Origin of the sequence: Bordetella hinzii LMG 13501 (genome assembly GCF_001548475.1) — a bacterium.
GTDB classification, from domain to species: domain Bacteria; phylum Pseudomonadota; class Gammaproteobacteria; order Burkholderiales; family Burkholderiaceae_B; genus Bordetella; species Bordetella hinzii.
On record NZ_LRUJ01000005.1, the window covers coordinates 44,669 to 60,939 of the forward strand.

Consider the following 16,271-nt stretch of genomic DNA (forward strand, 5'->3'; position numbering starts at 1 on the left):
TGCCCGCCGGCGACGCACAGACCGGAGCACTTCCTTGAAATACCGCAAGCTTGGCCGCACCGATCTCTCGGTCAGCCTCATCGGCCTGGGCACCATGACCTGGGGCCAGCAGAATACCGAAGCCGAAGCCCACCAGCAGCTGGACTACGCGCTGGAGCGCGGGGTCAACCTGGTGGACACGGCCGAGATGTACCCCGTCCCGCCCAAGGCCGAGACCCAAGGCCGCACGGAAAGCTATATCGGCACCTGGCTGGCCAAGACCGGCCGCCGCCAGGACATCGTGCTGGCCAGCAAGGCGGCCGGCCCCGTGCGGGACGCCAAGCGCCCCGGGCATATCCGCGACGGCAAGACCTTTCTGGATCGCAAGAACCTGACCGAGGCCCTGGACGCCAGCCTCAAGCGCCTGCAGACCGACTACCTGGACCTCTACCAGCTGCATTGGCCCGACCGCACCACCATGACCTTCGGCCGGCCCAACTATCCCTGGGTCGAGGACGCGCACACCGTGCCCATCGGCGAAACCCTGGAAGTGCTGCAGGACTTCGTGCGCGCCGGCAAAGTGCGCCATATCGGCGTATCCAACGAAACGCCGTGGGGCGTGGCGCAGTTCATCAAGCTGGCCGAAACGCGCGGCTTGCCGCGCCTGGTATCCATCCAGAACCCCTACAGCCTGCTCAACCGCCACTATGAGCTCGGCCTGTCGGAATTCAGCCGCTTCGAAGACGTGGGCCTGCTGGCCTATTCGCCGCTGGCCATGGGCATGCTGAGCGGCAAATACCTCGATGGCGCCCGCCCCGCCGGCGCCCGCCTGACGCTGTTCGAACGCTTCACCCGCTACAGCAATCCGCAGGCCGAAGCCGCCACCGCACAATACTGCGCGCTCGCCCGCGAGCATGGCCTGACGCCGACGCAGCTGGCCCTGGGCTGGGTCAACGCCCAGCCCTTCGTGACCAGCAACCTCATCGGCGCCACCACGCTGGAGCAGCTGAAGGAAAACATCGACAGCGTGGATGTCACGCTCTCGCAAGAGATCGTCGACGCGGTCAACGCCATCCAGACGCGCTGGCCGAATCCGGCTCCCTGAGCGCCACGAAAGCCGACGGCGCCATGCCGAACTGGCGGCGAAACGCCAGGGTATAGGCGCTGTGGCTCTCGTAGCCGCAGGCGAGCGCGACATGCAATATCGGCTGGCCCCCGACCAGGCCCTGCAAGGAGGACAGCAGGCGGGCCCGCAGGCGCCATTGGCCAAAGCTCAGGCCGGTCTGCCGCCGGAAATGGCGATGAAAAGTCTTCAGGCTCATCGCCAGTTCCCGGGCCCAGCGCCCGGCCTCCCAATCCCGCCCGGGGCCGTCGTCCATCAGCGCCGCGCACACCGGCGCCATACGCCCCTCCGCCGGCCAGGGCAGATGAAAAGCCAGGTCCATGGGCGCGCGCAGCTCCTCGCGCAATAACGCGGCCAGCAGCCGGCCGCGCCGCGTATCTTCGGCCGCCAGCCCCAGGCGAGCCAGTTCGGCGATCAAGGCCCGCAACAGCGGCGATACCGGAATGACCCCATCCTCGGCCGGCAGGCCCCGCGCCCGGCGCGCATCCACGAATACGCTGCGCACCCGTACCGGGCCGCGCATCCTGAGCCGGTGCTCCACTCCCGGCCGCAGCCAGACCGCCCGCGACGGCGGCACCACCCACCGTCCGGCCGGCGTCTCCACGCGCAGCACCCCGTCGATAGCGTACAGCAGCTGGCAGCGATCGTGCCGGTGCGGCGCCACCGTCTCGCCCGCGGCGTAATCCCTGGCCACGCCGGTCACGATGGCCCGCGCGGTCTCATGAGTCTGGAAATCCCTGGACGGCATGATTGACCCTTTCCATACATATTTCGACTCATTTTATGGAAAAAGCCACGGGCCCAGTCCCTAAGATGGGAAGGTCCAAAGCCATCTGGCCCGCCATCCGCCCCGCCATGCGCCGCCCGCCGCTGCTATCCGCCCCGCTATCCCTGACCCACGGTCGGGGTCCGGGCGCGCGCGGCGCGCCGCACCCTTCCTGATTCCCCAGGACCCCGACCTCGCCACGCCGCCTGCCGGCAGGGGAATCAGGCCCCCCTACTCCCGCGAGGTCATCCATGCTTGCCCATCCGCACACCAAGTACCGTCCCTTCCCTCCCGTCGCCCTGCCCGAGCGGCAATGGCCGTCCCGCACGCTCGCGCAAGCGCCGGTGTGGCTGTCCACCGATCTGCGTGACGGCAACCAGGCCTTGTTCGAACCCATGAACCGCGAGCGCAAGCTGCGCCTGTTCGACGAACTGGTGCGCATCGGTTTCAAGGAGATCGAAGTCGGCTTCCCGTCCGCCTCGCAGACCGACTTCGACATCGTGCGGCAGCTGATCGACGAAGGACGGATCCCGGCCGATGTCACGCCCATGGTCATCACCCAGCTGCGCGAAGACCTGATCCGCCGCACGGTGCAAAGCGTGCGCGGCGCGCGGCGCGTCATCGTGCATTTCTATAACGCCATCGCGCCGGCCTGGCGCGAGATCGTCTTCCACATGACGGTGCCCCAGATCATCGCGCTGGTGCGCGACCATGTGCGCCTGCTCAGGACCCTGACCGACGCCCTGCCCGAGACCGAGTGGGTGCTGCAATACTCGCCCGAGACCTTCTGCATGGCGGAGCTGGACGTCTCGCTGGCGGTGTGCTCGGCGGCCATCGAGGCCTGGGATGCCGGCCCCGGCCGGCCCATGATCATCAACCTGCCCACGACCGTGGAAGTCGCCACGCCCAACGTCTTCGCCGACCAGATCGAGTGGATGGACCGCCGCCTGCCGCGGCGCGAGCATCTGGTGCTCTCGGTGCATCCGCACAACGACCGCGGCACGGGCGTGGCCTGCGCCGAACAGGCGCTGCTGGCGGGCGCGCAGCGCGTCGAAGGCTGCCTCTTCGGCAATGGCGAGCGCAGCGGCAACCTCGACGTGGTCACGCTGGCGCTCAACCTCTACACCCAGGGCATCGCGCCGGGCCTGGACTTCTCGGATATCAGCGCCGTGGCGCGCATCGCCGAGGAGTGCACCGCCCTGCCCATCCACCCGCGCCACCCCTATGTGGGCGACCTGGTCTTCACCGCCTTCTCGGGCTCGCACCAGGACGCCATCGCCAAGGGCTTTGCCGCCCAGGAGGAAGGCGGCCCGTGGCGCGTGCCCTATCTGCCCATCGATCCCAAGGACCTGGGACGCAGCTACGACAGCATCGTGCGGGTCAATAGCCAGTCCGGCAAGGGCGGCATCGCCTACCTGCTGCAACGCGATCGGGGAGTCGTCATGCCGCGGCGCATGCAGATCGAGTTCAGCGCCATCGTGCAGCGCCACGCCGATGCGAGCGAGACCGAGATCGACAGCGACACGCTCTGGTCCTTGTTCCGCAAGACCTACCAACAGCCGCTGGTCACCGGGCCGCTGCGGCATATTTCGCATGAGCTGGAACAGTCCGCCGAAGGCCAGCGCATCCGCTGGCGGCTTGACGGCGCCGGCGGCCGCCTTTTGCGCGAAGCGGTGGGCAACGGGCCGGTCGACGCCGCCGCCCGCGCCCTGGACCCGGCGCTGCGCGTGGACAGCTTCGAGCAATACAGCCTGGGCGCGGGCTCGGGCGCGCGGTCGGTGGCCATCATCGAGGTGGCCCTGCCCGGCCGCGCGGGCACGGTCTTCGGCATCGGCATGCACGAGAACATCGCCACCGCCTCCATCCTGGCGTTGCTGTGCGCCTACAACCGCGCCCGGGCCGAGCCCTGAGGCATCAGGTCCTCTGGGTGGCGATCACGAACAGGCGCGGAAAAGGCAGCAGCACCGTGCCATCGGGCAAGGCCGGATAGGCCTGGGCGACCGCCGCCTCGTAGCGGGCGAGAAAGGCCGCCTTCCCGTCCTCGTCGAGCAGGTTCAGATAGGGCAGCAGGGCCGTGCCCTTGAACCACTCGACGATGGCTCGCGCCCCGGCCAGCGGATGCATATAGGTCGTGCGCCAGACATCGACGCGCTGGGCCAGGGGCGACAGCAGGGCGTAGTACCAGTCCGCGGGATGACGGTCCGGGTGGCGCACGCCGGCCAGCCTGGCGGCCCAGGGGCCCTCGCCGGCGACGGCGCGGGCCAGGCGATGGGCCGGCTCTTCGAGATTGTCGGGCGTCTGCACCGCCAGGCTGCCGCCCGGCGCCAGGCGGCCCAGCAGACGCGGATACAGCGTGGCGTGATCCGGCACCCACTGCAGCGAGGCATTGGCCAGGATCACGTCGTACCGGACCGCCGGGTTCCAGGTGGAAATATCCTCCTGGCTGAATGCCACGCCCGGCATGCGCTTGCGCGCGGCGGCCACCATGTCCGCCGAACTGTCCATGCCGCTCACCTCGGCCTGCGGAAAACGCGCCGCGAGCACCTCGGTCGAATTTCCCGGGCCGCAACCCAGGTCCACGGCCCGGCGCACCTCGGCCGTGGGGATGGCGGCGACCAGGTCCCGCACCGGACGGGTGCGCTCGTTTTCAAAGGCGGAATACTGCTTGGCGGACCAGCTCATATCGGCTCCTGCTATCGGCTCAGCGCCAGTCTAGGTCGCGCCGGCCTTACAAGTCCAGCACCAGCCGCGCGCTCTTCGCGCCCGAACAACAGACCATCATGGTTTTGCTCTGCGCGCGCTCGGACTCGCTCAGGACAGCATCGCGATGATCGACCTCCCCCTCCAGGACGGCCACTTCGCAGCAACCGCAAATGCCCTCCTGACAAGAAAAGTCTACTGCCACACCATTGTCCAGCAATACCTTGAGAATGCTGGAACCCTCCGGCACCTCCAGGGTCTTGCCGCTGCGCGCCAGCGTCACCGCGAAACCGCCTTCCAATGCCTGGGCCTGTTGGGCGGCAAACCGCTCCAGGTGCACGGTCCGCGGATCGCGCCTGGCGGCGGCCAGCTCGTAGGCATCGAGCATGGGCGCCGGGCCGCAGCAGTACAAATGCGCATCAGCCGCCGCGCCATCGACCACGCGCTGGAGATCCATCACCTGTCCGGCCTCATCGTCAAAATGCAGATGGACCTTGGAGGGCAGGGCTTCGAGTTCCCCCAGGAAGGCCGCATCCGCGCGCGACCGGGCGCTATACCAAAGCTCCCAGGATGCGCCCGCCTCTTCCAGGCGTTGCGCCATGCACCAAATGGGCGTGATGCCTATGCCGCCAGCAATGAGAACCGTATGAGCCGCATCCTCTCGCAGCGGAAAATGGTTGCGCGGCGGCGAGACCTTGATGATCGCGCCCACCCGCAGCTTCTCGTGCACATAGCGCGATCCTCCCCGGCTGGCGGCATCCAGCTTGACCCCCACCAGGTACTGGTCGGGTTGGTCCCCCGGGCGCACCAGCGAGTAGGAGCGCGTCAAGCCATTGTCCAGATGCAGATCGATATGCGCGCCCGGCGTGGCGGCGGGCAGCCGTCCGCCGCCAGGCGGAGCCAGCTCCACCAGATAGGTATCACGCGCGGCGTAACGAATGGCCTGCACCCGGAGGTCCAGGCTGGCCTTGTCCTGGGCATTCATACCGTTACTCCGCGGCCGCGACCGAGACGTCCATCGCGCCGACCGAAGCGATTTCCGCGTGGATGACGTCCCCGGGCACGACCGGCCCGACGCCCTCGCAGGTGCCCGTCATGATGACGTCGCCCGGCTCCAGCGTATAGAAACGCGAGGCCCAGGCGATCTGCTCGGCGATATACAGAATCATGTCGCGGGTATTGGCCACCTGGCGGTCCTGGCCGTTGACCTGCAAGCGCAAGTCGAGCGCCTGGGGATCGGCAATCTCGTCAGCCGTCACCAACCAGGGCCCCAGCACCGAATAGGTATCCAGGGACTTCCGCAAGGATCGGTCCTCGGCGCCGCGCACCGTCATATCGAGGGCGATCGAATAGCCCGAGATATACGATAGCGCTTCTTCTTCGGAAACATTCCTGGCGGTCCTGCCGATGACCGCCCCCAGCTCGATCTCATGGTGTGTCAGGCGCTCCGGCATGCTGATCCGCACGGCCTGGCTGCAGCCGATCAAGGAGCTATTGGCCTTGAGGAACAGCCCCTGCTCCAGAACGCTGCCCGTTTGCCGGTTGGTAAACGTGGCCACGTCCGCGGCGGCTTCCTCGACATGTTTCTGGTAGTTGACCGGAACGCCGATGATTTTCCCGGGATTGGCCACCGGGCTCAGAAAGCGAACCGACTCAATCGGATAGGATGGCGCGGTGGGCAGCAAGGCGCGCGCCGCCTCCTGGAATCGATCCAGGTTGGCGATCAACCAATCTCCCGAGCGATTGGGGTAAGGCGGCGCGGGCAAGGCGCGCAACGCGGCGCTGACATCAAACACCACGCCATCGCCGACAATACCCGGCAAGTCATCATTGAACCAACAAATCTTCATTTTCTATCCTTCGCAGTCCGGCTCTTGCACTTCTTCGGCCAGGACATTCAGCCGGCGCAATACATCCGCATCGGACACGACAAAAAAACGCGCCGGCCCCGCCAGCGCGGTATGGCTGGCCCAGTTATGTTGCGGCACGGTAAAAATATCGCGGGCCTTCCAGCTGAACCGCGTGCCGCCGATCGCGCTTTCGCCCTGGCCTTGGACCACCGCGATCACCTGATTGGCGTTGGACCGGACCGGCCGCGAGGTGCAACCCGCATCGAGTTCCTGCATCGTCGTTTCGAGCAGGGGCATGGCGCTCTGGCCCGTCAAGGGATTGACATAGCGCACCCGCCGCATCCCATCCGGCGAGACCGGGGCGTGCGCCAAGGCGCGCAAGGCATCCTCGTAGGGATAGCGGAACACCGGCGACCTTCCCGCGTCGCCGAAGGTGACGCAGGGCAGGATGTTCGGCGCGGCGAATGCCGCATCGTTCATGGTCACGGGCTCGGGATGCATGGGTCCCGGCTGGAAGACCACGGACCCCAGATACATATGCAGCGGCACGTCCAGCACATCCAGCCAGACCACCGGCTCATGCCCCTCGTGCCGATGCTCGTGCCAGGCCATGCCCGGCGTGAGCACCAGGTCTCCGAAGTGCATGGCGCAAGCCTTGCCGTCGACCAGGGTGACGGCGCCCTCGCCCTCCAGCATGAAGCGCAGGGCATTCATCGTATGCCGGTGCGCACGGGCGGTCTCGCCCGGCAACAGGCACTGGTAGGCGGCCAGCACATTGCCGCAGGTGAACTCATCCGCGATCGACCGGGCCTGCGGACTCAGCATCTGCAGCACCCGGCGCTGCACGGCCGCCGGCGATGTCTCCTGGAAGGCCAGATCCAGCAGCGGCCGAACCTGCTCCCAACGCCAGATATGACTGGATGCCTGGCTCTCCTGGGGCTTGTGGGCGTTCGGGCTCTCCCACAGGGGCGCCAGCCGGGCCTGCAGCCATTGATCGCGGACCTCGCCGCTGTTTGCCGACATTGCGCGCTCCTTACAGCCGATAGCTTTCGAATGTGCCGGGATGGAACAAGTCTTCCGGCGTCACCCGGCGGGGAGACAACCCTTGCGCATGGTGGTGATGGAAGAAGCTCTCCAGCACGTGGCGATTGGCCTCGATACCGTATGACCAGTAATCCTCGCCCATGAGGTCGCGCGCTTCCTTGAGGCGCTCCTCGGCAAAGGGCAGCGTGATCTTGGTGGCGGACGTATCGGAAAGATGCTCAATCGCCTGGCGCTTGGCGGCCTCGAAAGCCTTGTAGATGGCGCCCGGCAGCCAGGGATGCTGCTCCGCCAGCTCGCGGCGCACACCCAGGATATGCATGATGGGAAAAATCCGCGTGCGCCGGTAGTAGTCCTTGGCGGCCGCCACCGGATCGCGGAACAGCCACCCCACGTCCGGCGTCGCGGCCGGCACATAAGGAGGGCGCGGCGCAATATAGCCGTCGATCTCGCCCCTGGCCAACAGGCTGGAAATCGTCTCGCCTTCGGGCGCGTCTTCCACCCGGACATTGTCCGGCAGCTTGACCTTGATCTTCTCGGGCCGGCCCGCATGCGCAATCCCGCCGCGCACCCAGGTGACATCCGATGGCGCCACGCCATGATCCTCCTGCAGGATCGCGCGGGCCCAGACGTTGGCCGTCAACTGGTACTCCGGCAGGCCTATCTTGCGGCCGCGCAGGTCTTCCGGGGTCTTGATCCTGTCGCTGCGGCAATACATGGAAGTGTGGCGGAAGGCGCGCGACAGGAACACGGGAATGCCCACATACGGGAAATTGCCCTGGGCGGTCTGCAGGGTCGAACTGGACAAGGACAGTTCGCAGATATCGAATTCCTGGCCCCGGAAGGCCCGGAAAAAAATCTCCTCCGGCGACAATGTCATGATCACCGGATCCACGCCGTCGATCTGGACGGCGCCATCTATCAATGGCCGGCACCGGTCGTAGTTGCCGATGGCCACGGAAAGCTTCAGTTTGCTCATTGTTGGTCTTCTCTGGTTGTCGCCATGCGTTCGAGTCGGCGCCTCAAGACAGGCCGAACTCGCGCCGGATGGCTTCGGTGTGTTCGCCCAGCATGGGAGCGGCCTTGTCCGAAGGGCCGCGTTGTCCATTGATGCGCACCGGCCGATGGATGGCGGTCATCGCGCCCTGCTCCGGATGCCGGACCTCATAAAAGGTTTCCAAATGGCGCACCTGCGGGTCCTCCATGACGTCCGGCGCGCTGTTGACCGGCGCATGCGGCACATCATTGGCTTGCAGCCGCTCGCACCAATGGGCCTGGCCGCGGCCCGCGAAGGTCGCGGCGACATCGCCGGCCAGTTCCTGGTAGTGCTTGGCACGAGCGGCGGGCGTCTGGAAACGCGCATCCTCCAGGAGATCCGGACGCTCGATGGCCCGGACAAACCCCTGCCAGAACTTCTCCACCGAGGACAGGTGCACCGACACCAGCCGGCCATCCCCGCAGCGGAAGGCGTATGACTGCGAGACCGCCACCCTCGACAGGGGGTTGGGCACCAGGCCGAGACGGGTGTATTGCGAGAAGCCTTCCGGCGAAAAGGCGATCGAGGCTTCCAGCATATTGACCTCGACCTTGGCCCCTTTGCCGGAGCGGCCACGCGCATGCAGCGCCGCCAGCATGCCGTAGGCCGCATACATGCCGGTGATGTTGTCGGACAATGACGGCCCATTGAGCGATGGCTGCTCCGGATCCACCATCTGCGCGGCGATGCCCGACAGGGCCACGGCCACCGCGTCATAGCAGGGGCGGTCGCGGTAAGGGCCGCTGGCGCCGAAACCGGTGATCGAGCATTGGATCAGGCGCGGATTCAAGGCCTGGAGCCGGGCGTCGTCAAACCCCAGGCGCTGCATGACGCCCGACCGATAGTTATCCAGCAGTACGTCGGCCCGCGCGATCAGCTTCGCCAGGTCGGCCTTGCCCGCCTCGGTCCGCAGATTGAGCTGGATGCTTTCCTTATTGCGGTTGTAGGCGACGAAATGCGGACTGTACAGACTGCCCGCATGGCGGCGGAAAGGATCGCCCCCTTCCGGATGTTCGACCTTGATGACGCGCGCGCCCATATCGGCCAGCATCATGCCCGCCAGGGGCGCGGTCAATACCGTTCCCAGCTCGATGACGAGAATATCGTCCAGTGTGTCTTTCATCAGGGATTCCAGAATCAGCTGTATTGCTTCAGGATCTGGCGCGCGAGCGTGGTGCGCAGCACCTCGGTCGGGCCCTCGGTGATCCGGTAGCTGCGCAAGTCGCGCCAGAAGCGCTCGATCGGCGTGTCCTCGGTCAAACCCATGCCGCCATGCAGCTGCATGCAGGCGTCGACCACTTTGAAACCCATCTCCACGCCGAATGTCTTGATCATGAAGGTTTCGAGTCTTGCGTCCAGGCCCGCGTCGGCTTTCCGGGCCGCGTCATACACCATCAGGCGGGTGGCATAGACCTCTGTAAAGCCGTCGGCCAGCATCCATTGCACGCCCTGGCGCTCCGACAATGCCGCGCCGAATGTCTTGCGCTGCGCCGCATAGGCGGCGGTCAGGCCCAGGCAGCGCTCGGCGGCCCCGCAGGCGTGGGCGCCCTGGCGTATGCGCCCGTGATTGATATAGCCTTGCGCCAGGGCAAAACCCTTGCCCTCTTCGCCGACCAGGTTCCGGGCGGGGACCTCCACATCCTCGAAGGCGATCTCCCAGGGCTTGTCCCCCATCACCGTGCGCTCGGCGCCGGCCAGGCGCACACCCGGGCTATCCATGTCCACGATGAAGCAGGAAATCCCCCCGCGCGCGCCCTTGGCCGCATCGGTCACCGCCATCACCAGGGCGAAGCTGGCCTGCCCGGCGCGGGTGATGAAGCGCTTGACGCCATTGATGCGGTATCCCGTATCCGTCTTGACGGCGCGCGTGCGCATGGCCGAGGGGTCCGAGCCCGCATCCGGCTCGGTCTGGGCAAAGCAGAACTTTTTCCGTCCTTCGATGACCGGATACAGGTACTGTTCGCGCTGGGCGTCGTTCAGGCCGACCAGGATAGGCCCGACGGTGGGACCGAACAATCCATGATGCCGGACCCAGGATGCGACCGTGCTGCGCCCCACCTCTTCCCAGAAAACGGCCAGCGGCAACAGCGACAGCCCTTGCCCGCCGACATCCTCGGGGACATCCATCAGCCAGAAGCCCGCCTCCCTGGCGCGATCGCGCACGGACTGCGCGCGCGCCTCATCCAGCAGGCCATCGGGGCCAAGATGGCCTTCAAGCGGAATCAGCTCCTTGTCCACGAACCGCCGTATGGACGAGCGAAACATCAATAGCTCTTCGGGAAGAGCCTCATGAGGAGTTAAATCAAGCATTGTGTGCCAGGAACCATGAGTAAAGCGGACGCCCTCGCGCCCGCTGGCGTGTCGGGACTTAGGCCTGCGCGTAGGCCGTCGGCGCGGCGGGCTGGCCGGCGCCGCCCTCATCGCCTGGCTGCAGGGGCAGGTCGACGGGTTTTTCCAGCGCCTTCCATGGCTTGGTCTCCTTTCCGTCGCGCAACAGATCCAGCTCGCGCCAGAAAATCTTGCGCAGCGTCACGATGCCCAGGTCCGAGCGGCCCAGGATCTCGTCCTCGCGTCGGGTCACGCGCTCCTGCCCTCGGATGGAAAGATAGTCCTGGGCGGCGGTCAGCCCCACGAAGGTGTCTTCGGGGTTCTTCCACACACGCGAGCCGAAGAGTTCATCATGGTGAGCCGCCGGATCGTATTTGCCATACTTGGCGAAATAGCTGCGGAAGCGCTGCCTGGACGCCTCGCCCGCTCCGGGCGGCAGGCTGTAGATCATGAAGCGCGTGGTGTTCAGCTCATCATTGGGCAGCATCCAGACAAACACATCCAGCCAGGGATCCTCGGGCGTCAGGCCAGGCACCGTGATGTGGTTGTTGTTCGGGAACGTCCAGTCGCTCTGGCGGACATTGCCCTCGGAGCGGCGCGCGGTCTGGCGGATACCGGCCGCGGTTTCCTCGTAGCTCAGCTCCGGGATGCTGGCCGTCACCGCCTTGCCGAACGGCCCCACGGTCAGGGCCATGTGCACGAAGCTCACATGCACGGCGTCCATGGAGTTCTCCACCTGCTGGAACCAGTTGTTGTCCCAGCGCTCCATGCCATTGGCCACCAGGGCGCCCTCGCGCTCGGTCTGCAGCTTGCGCGGCAGGTCGAACGCCGGCGCATCGCCCTCGCCCAGATAGGCGAACACCAGGCCCTGATACTCCCGCACCGGATAGGCGGCGATCTGCGTGCGCGGCATGCCGGTGTCGGCCTCGGCCGGACGCTTGACGCAGGCGCCGCGGCTGTCGAACTGCCAGCCGTGATAGATGCAGCGGATTTCTTCGCCCACCACCCAGCCTGTATGCAGCAGCGTGCGGCGATGCGCGCAGCGCCCGCCCACCAGGTGCAGCGCGCCGCTGGCGCCGCGATACAGCGTCAACGCTTCGCCAAGCACCTTCACGGGAATGGCGGCGTTGACCTCGATGTTTTCGGACAACTCGATCGGCTGCCAGAACTTGCGCAGCAGCTTGCCCATGTCGGTATCGCGGTCACACTGTGTCAACCGCTGGAACTGGCGCGCGCGCTCCTGGCGGCGCTCATCGATTGCGCTCATGTCTGTCTCCTCGTCATGCGGAAAAAACTATCGTTGGACGGGTTCGCCCAGCAGCTCGGCCAGCGGCCCTTGCGGCTCGCCGTACTTCGTCAGCTGGATGCCGCGGGCATAGTCCCGGACATCCACGGGATGATGTTTGCCGGGGGACCAGGTGGGATATTTGTGGCGCAGCCCGCCATCGACCGCCAGGTCCGCGCCCGTCATGCATGCCGACTCATCCGAGGCCAGGAAGACCGTGGCCCAGGCCAGGTCAGCCGCGCGCGGAAAGCGGCGCAGCGGCATCTGGTCCAGATATTCCTGGCGCGAATAAAAGCCCGTCCTGGCGGGCGGTTGCCATTGCGGGTCGAACATCTCGTCGCGCATCGTGGTCCAGAGCTGGTGCTCCATGGAACAGGGCGTCACGGTGTTGACCCGTATCCCCAGATGGGCGAGATCCAGGGCGGAGGAGCGGGCGAAATTCAGCAGCGCGGCCTTGGCGGCGCAATAGGCCGCGCCGTCGGCCTCGCCGAAATGCGCCGCCGTCGACAGGATATGGATGATGCTGCCGCCGCCGCTTTCCAGCATGGCGCGCGAGCAATGCTGGGTCGTGACCAGTCCGGCGGTGGCGAAACTGGCGACCGAATCATTCCAGTCATCCAGGTCCATATCGAGCACATGGCTCCAGTGCACGCGCCCCGCCATATTCACGGCGATATCGAGACGGCCATATTTGGCCATGGTCGCGTCGACCGCGGTTTTGACATCCGCCGGATTGCGCGCATTGCCGGCCACGCCGAAGGCCTGCAGGCCGCGATCCTGGAGATATCTGGCCGTTTCCTGGGCGGCCGCCTCGCTGGCGTCCATCACGCAGATCCGCGCACCCTCGCGCGCCAGGAAATGGGCAATCGTTCCGCCGATGTTCGGGCCTGCGCCGAACACAATTCCGACTTTGTCTTTTAGTCTGTCCATTGAATGCGTACCGTTGAGAATTCATCCAGATTCTCTGCGGTCGCTTCATCCGCAACAAGCCGAATTACTCAAATGCTGTTATGCGGATTTCGAATGGATTTGACGGGCCGAACCGGCAGGGACCTGACGCCCCGCCCTGGGCATCAGGCCGACGCGCCGCGCGCGGCGCGCGCCTTGCTTCGCTTGGCCGGCGCGGCCGGCAGGCTTTGCTGCGCCTGGCTCACGAGATGGATGAGGCAGGAGGCCAGGGTCGCCTGGAAATCGTCCAGCGATTCGCCGGAGGCCCCCGCGATGGCATTGCCGTCTTGCATCGCAAGCGTGAACATACTGAGTTTCTTGGGAAGATCCGGCACGTGACCCAGCAGGGCCTCGGGCAAGGTCGATGTCCACCAAGAGGTCAATTCCTCTCTCTGCGTCTCGCGGATTTTCAGGAATCGCGACCTGGCCGTCTGCTCGGGAACGGATTTTTCCACGCTGAGAATAACGCCCAGGCGCCAGAAATCCGCGGCGAAATATTTGGGATTGGCGGCAGAACCGAAAATCCGCGTCACATGATCCTCGAAACTCTCTCCCGGCCGCGGGCGGTTGCGTTCCGCCGTCTCGCTGCGCCAGCGCAGAAAGCTCTCATCGATCATGGCGGCCAGCAGCAGATCCTTGCTTTCAAAATGCCAATACACGCTGCCTATCGGCAGGGCGGCATTGCTGGCGACCTTGGCCATGGTTGTGCCGTTGTAGCCAAATCTGGATATAACGTCGAAAGCCGTCTCGAGAATCCGGGCCCGCACCGCGGCGCTCGATTTATGCTCGCCAGGCCTGCGGGCACGACCATTCAAATTAGAAACCATATATCCGCTTTGATAAAACCGGTTGCTGTGTCAGCACGCCATGCGGCGCCGCTTGGCCAATCGAAAGTTATTATTTCATACATTGCCCGGGCGGCCATCATTATCGCTGGCATGGCAACCGGAAGTTAGATCGCCATTGCCGCATTCAACTCGGATACGTCTTTTTCCGCTTCCAGCGCGAGAATGCGGTCCATGATGCGGGTGGCTTGTCCACGTTTCATGCCGGCGGCATCGGTACATTCGTAGAGTTTCTTGCGCGACTCCTCGGCGGTCATCGGATTCTTGGGATCCCCCTTGGCGTAGGAGACCTGCTTGCCGTGCATCCTGCCGTCGCGCAGGTACACCTCGACGCGCACGAAGCCCGGGCCGCCGTCCGGGCGCACCAGGCTCTTGTCCTCTATCGTCTGCATCCGTTGCGCCAGCGCCTGCAGGTCCGGCCTGCGCAAAGCCTCCAGCGTAAAGTGCCGCAGGCTGACCTCACGGTCTTGGATGGCGGCGGCCACCATCCACGGATTGCTGAACTGCGCCTCGACGATGGTCTGCGGGCGCTGCTTTTTCTCCAAGGGCGCGCCCAGCAGCATCATCTCCGCGGGCGGGCTGTATATCTTCACATGATCCACCGCGGCGGGACGGATATCATGGCTTCGGACCAGATCCAGGGCGGCGTCGATGGCCACATGGCCGCCGCGGCAGCAGGGATAGGGCTTGGGCGCGATCTCGGGCCCGGCATAACGGCTTCCCAGGTCCGCCAGCAGCGCCTCCTCGGAAACCCGGCCGCCATGATACTGGCGGAACAGCCCCTTGACGCCATCGAGCACATGAGACGAGCCGAAGACGCCGCGCTGCGCCAGCCTGGCCGACATCACGCCGCCATAGCTGGCGAAGCCGGCGCCCAGGCGCTTGGCGTGCGTGCCGTCGATGCTGGCCTGCGCATTGCCCGAGAGCTGGTGATAGGCCAGGCCCGCCGCCGCCACGGCCTGCTCGCGCGTCAAGCCCAGCAGGCGGGCGGCCACCAGGGAAGCCGCCAGAAAGCCGTACATCGGCGTGGGGTCCCAGCCCACCACAAAGGGCGACACCCCGGGCGATCCGGCGCGCGACAGGCGGCAAGCCGCATCGGTACCGGCGGCGACGGCCGCGATCAGGGTCTTGCCGTCGATACCGCCAGCCAGGTCGGCGACCGTCAGCGCCACCGGGATGGTGACACAGGAGGCGTGCATCAAAGAAGGTTCGTAGGTGTCATCGAACTCCAGCGCCGCCGCCATCGATGCGTTGAGCCTGGCCGCCTGCTCGGCCGGCAGGCGCACCCCCGTCCCCAGCACCCGGCTCTCCTGCCTGCCGCCCGTCTCCTTGCTCCAGGCATAGAGCTGCCGGATGCCATCGGCATTCAGCGCCGGCAGGGCCACGGCGACAGTGTCGAGAATCTGTCCCTTGGTGACCGCGACAACCTCGGCCGGCAGATCCTCGTATTTTGTGTTCAGACAATAGTCCGCCAGCGTATAGATGGCATCGGCGGTCCGCCGCGCGTCCGGGACGGCGGATTTGGCCGGGCTCAAGGCCCAGGCGGGATTGGCCGCCCATCCAGCGGCCAGCAGCCCGGACAACTGGGCGAATCTTCTGCGCGTCAACTGCATGCTCGTTCTCCTTTGGCCTGGCGCCCGGCGGGCCTCAGTCGTCCTTCTTGTTCCGATCGCGGACCAACAGCCAGGCAAGCCCCAGCCACGACCCCGCGAAAGCCACCAGGTCGTAATTGCGGATGGGCCGGAACTCGGTATAGAAAAGGCCGGTCGAGCCGATATAGGCGGCGGCGGTCAGGCCGACGCAGACCACGACGGCTATCCATTTATTCTTGTCCATGTATTCACCTTGAAAACTGGGTTTGCGGGCAACGGCGGAAAGCCATCAGTCAGTAATGCGGCGTCCGATCTCCGGCTGATAAGCCTTGGCGCCGTTCCAGAGCCACAAGGGCTCCAGCTTCGGCTTGACCACCGCGAACATCCAGCCGCTGTAGGCCAGCAGCAATACCCCGTTCATGAACAGCTCCTGCGGGCCGGTGAAAAGCTGGCGCGGCGTCGCGACGATGAAGGTGTTCAGCCAGAAGATATTGATCGTGGCGGGGAATTCCAGGATCAACCCAAGCAGCGGCAATCGATTGAAGAAAATCATCGCGCCGGTGACGATCTCCAGATACTTGATCATCTGGTAGAGGTAGATATTGGCATTGGCCTGCACCCATTCGCCGCCTATCCCGGGGATTTCCGGCACATAGCCGGTGGCCGCGTAGCGGATGCCGGAAAACAGCAGATGCGCGCCGAAGTAAAGGCGCAACCAATGAATGATGTAATACCAGGGCGATCGCGATGCCATTTCAATGCTCCTTTATTGACGGCG

General features: G+C 65.6%; 16 protein-coding genes. 2 read left to right on the forward strand and 14 right to left on the reverse strand.

The window, feature by feature from the left end:
• The first annotated feature begins 34 nt into the window (after positions 1 to 34).
• Positions 35 to 1,084 carry an NADP(H)-dependent aldo-keto reductase gene (locus AXA74_RS05010; protein WP_032956991.1) on the forward strand — a complete coding sequence of 350 codons (1,050 nt, stop codon included), beginning with the start codon at positions 35 to 37 and terminating at the stop codon, positions 1,082 to 1,084.
• Here AXA74_RS05010 and AXA74_RS05015 read toward each other — a convergent pair.
• On the reverse strand, positions 1,044 to 1,850 hold the full coding sequence (locus AXA74_RS05015) for an AraC family transcriptional regulator (protein ID WP_029581567.1): 807 nt from the start codon (positions 1,848 to 1,850) through the stop codon (positions 1,044 to 1,046). The two genes, AXA74_RS05010 and AXA74_RS05015, sit on opposite strands and share 41 nt — an antisense overlap.
• A gap of 269 nt (positions 1,851 to 2,119) precedes the next feature.
• Here AXA74_RS05015 and AXA74_RS05020 point away from each other — a divergent pair, with 269 nt between their 5' ends.
• Entirely contained in the window at positions 2,120 to 3,778 is a 1,659-nt protein-coding gene (locus AXA74_RS05020; RefSeq protein ID WP_032979136.1) for a 2-isopropylmalate synthase, read from the forward strand.
• Between the two features lie 4 nt (positions 3,779 to 3,782).
• Here AXA74_RS05020 and tam read toward each other — a convergent pair whose 3' ends face one another.
• From tam to AXA74_RS05085, 13 genes are all read right to left on the reverse strand, one after another.
• Positions 3,783 to 4,550 carry a trans-aconitate 2-methyltransferase gene (gene tam / locus AXA74_RS05025; RefSeq protein ID WP_032979137.1) on the reverse strand — a complete coding sequence of 256 codons (768 nt, stop codon included), beginning with the start codon at positions 4,548 to 4,550 and terminating at the stop codon, positions 3,783 to 3,785.
• 46 nt (positions 4,551 to 4,596) lie between these two features.
• Positions 4,597 to 5,553, reverse strand: a complete 957-nt coding sequence (locus AXA74_RS05030; RefSeq protein WP_032979138.1) for a PDR/VanB family oxidoreductase — start codon at positions 5,551 to 5,553, stop codon at positions 4,597 to 4,599.
• 4 nt (positions 5,554 to 5,557) lie between these two features.
• Positions 5,558 to 6,418: a fumarylacetoacetate hydrolase family protein gene (locus tag AXA74_RS05035; protein WP_032979139.1), complete on the reverse strand. Its 861-nt coding sequence runs from the start codon at positions 6,416 to 6,418 to the stop codon at positions 5,558 to 5,560.
• A gap of 3 nt (positions 6,419 to 6,421) precedes the next feature.
• Complete coding sequence (locus AXA74_RS05040; protein WP_051593952.1) at positions 6,422 to 7,441, reverse strand: cupin domain-containing protein; 1,020 nt, start codon at positions 7,439 to 7,441, stop codon at positions 6,422 to 6,424.
• A gap of 10 nt (positions 7,442 to 7,451) precedes the next feature.
• A complete protein-coding gene (locus tag AXA74_RS05045) occupies positions 7,452 to 8,438 on the reverse strand; it encodes an ABC transporter substrate-binding protein (RefSeq protein ID WP_032979140.1) in 987 nt (328 codons plus the stop codon).
• A gap of 43 nt (positions 8,439 to 8,481) precedes the next feature.
• A complete protein-coding gene (locus AXA74_RS05050) occupies positions 8,482 to 9,618 on the reverse strand; it encodes a CaiB/BaiF CoA transferase family protein (protein WP_032979141.1) in 1,137 nt (378 codons plus the stop codon).
• Positions 9,619 to 9,632: 14 nt separating this feature from the next.
• Complete coding sequence (locus AXA74_RS05055) at positions 9,633 to 10,760, reverse strand: acyl-CoA dehydrogenase family protein (RefSeq protein ID WP_230588828.1); 1,128 nt, start codon at positions 10,758 to 10,760, stop codon at positions 9,633 to 9,635.
• A gap of 103 nt (positions 10,761 to 10,863) precedes the next feature.
• On the reverse strand, positions 10,864 to 12,090 hold the full coding sequence (locus tag AXA74_RS05060; RefSeq protein ID WP_051593953.1) for a Rieske 2Fe-2S domain-containing protein: 1,227 nt from the start codon (positions 12,088 to 12,090) through the stop codon (positions 10,864 to 10,866).
• Between the two features lie 27 nt (positions 12,091 to 12,117).
• Positions 12,118 to 13,038, reverse strand: coding sequence for an SDR family NAD(P)-dependent oxidoreductase (locus AXA74_RS05065; RefSeq protein ID WP_032979143.1), 921 nt, complete (start codon positions 13,036 to 13,038; stop codon positions 12,118 to 12,120).
• 143 nt (positions 13,039 to 13,181) lie between these two features.
• The gene (locus tag AXA74_RS05070; RefSeq protein WP_032979144.1) at positions 13,182 to 13,883 is read right to left on the reverse strand and encodes a TetR/AcrR family transcriptional regulator; all 702 of its coding nucleotides are present in this window, start codon (positions 13,881 to 13,883) and stop codon (positions 13,182 to 13,184) included.
• A gap of 125 nt (positions 13,884 to 14,008) precedes the next feature.
• Positions 14,009 to 15,514, reverse strand: a complete 1,506-nt coding sequence (locus AXA74_RS05075; protein ID WP_060833139.1) for an MmgE/PrpD family protein — start codon at positions 15,512 to 15,514, stop codon at positions 14,009 to 14,011.
• A gap of 34 nt (positions 15,515 to 15,548) precedes the next feature.
• Positions 15,549 to 15,737: a hypothetical protein gene (locus tag AXA74_RS05080; protein WP_032979145.1), complete on the reverse strand. Its 189-nt coding sequence runs from the start codon at positions 15,735 to 15,737 to the stop codon at positions 15,549 to 15,551.
• A gap of 45 nt (positions 15,738 to 15,782) precedes the next feature.
• Positions 15,783 to 16,247 (reverse strand): hypothetical protein, encoded by a 465-nt coding sequence (locus AXA74_RS05085; RefSeq protein ID WP_051593955.1) that lies wholly within the window; start codon positions 16,245 to 16,247, stop codon positions 15,783 to 15,785.
• Positions 16,248 to 16,271: the final 24 nt, after the last annotated feature.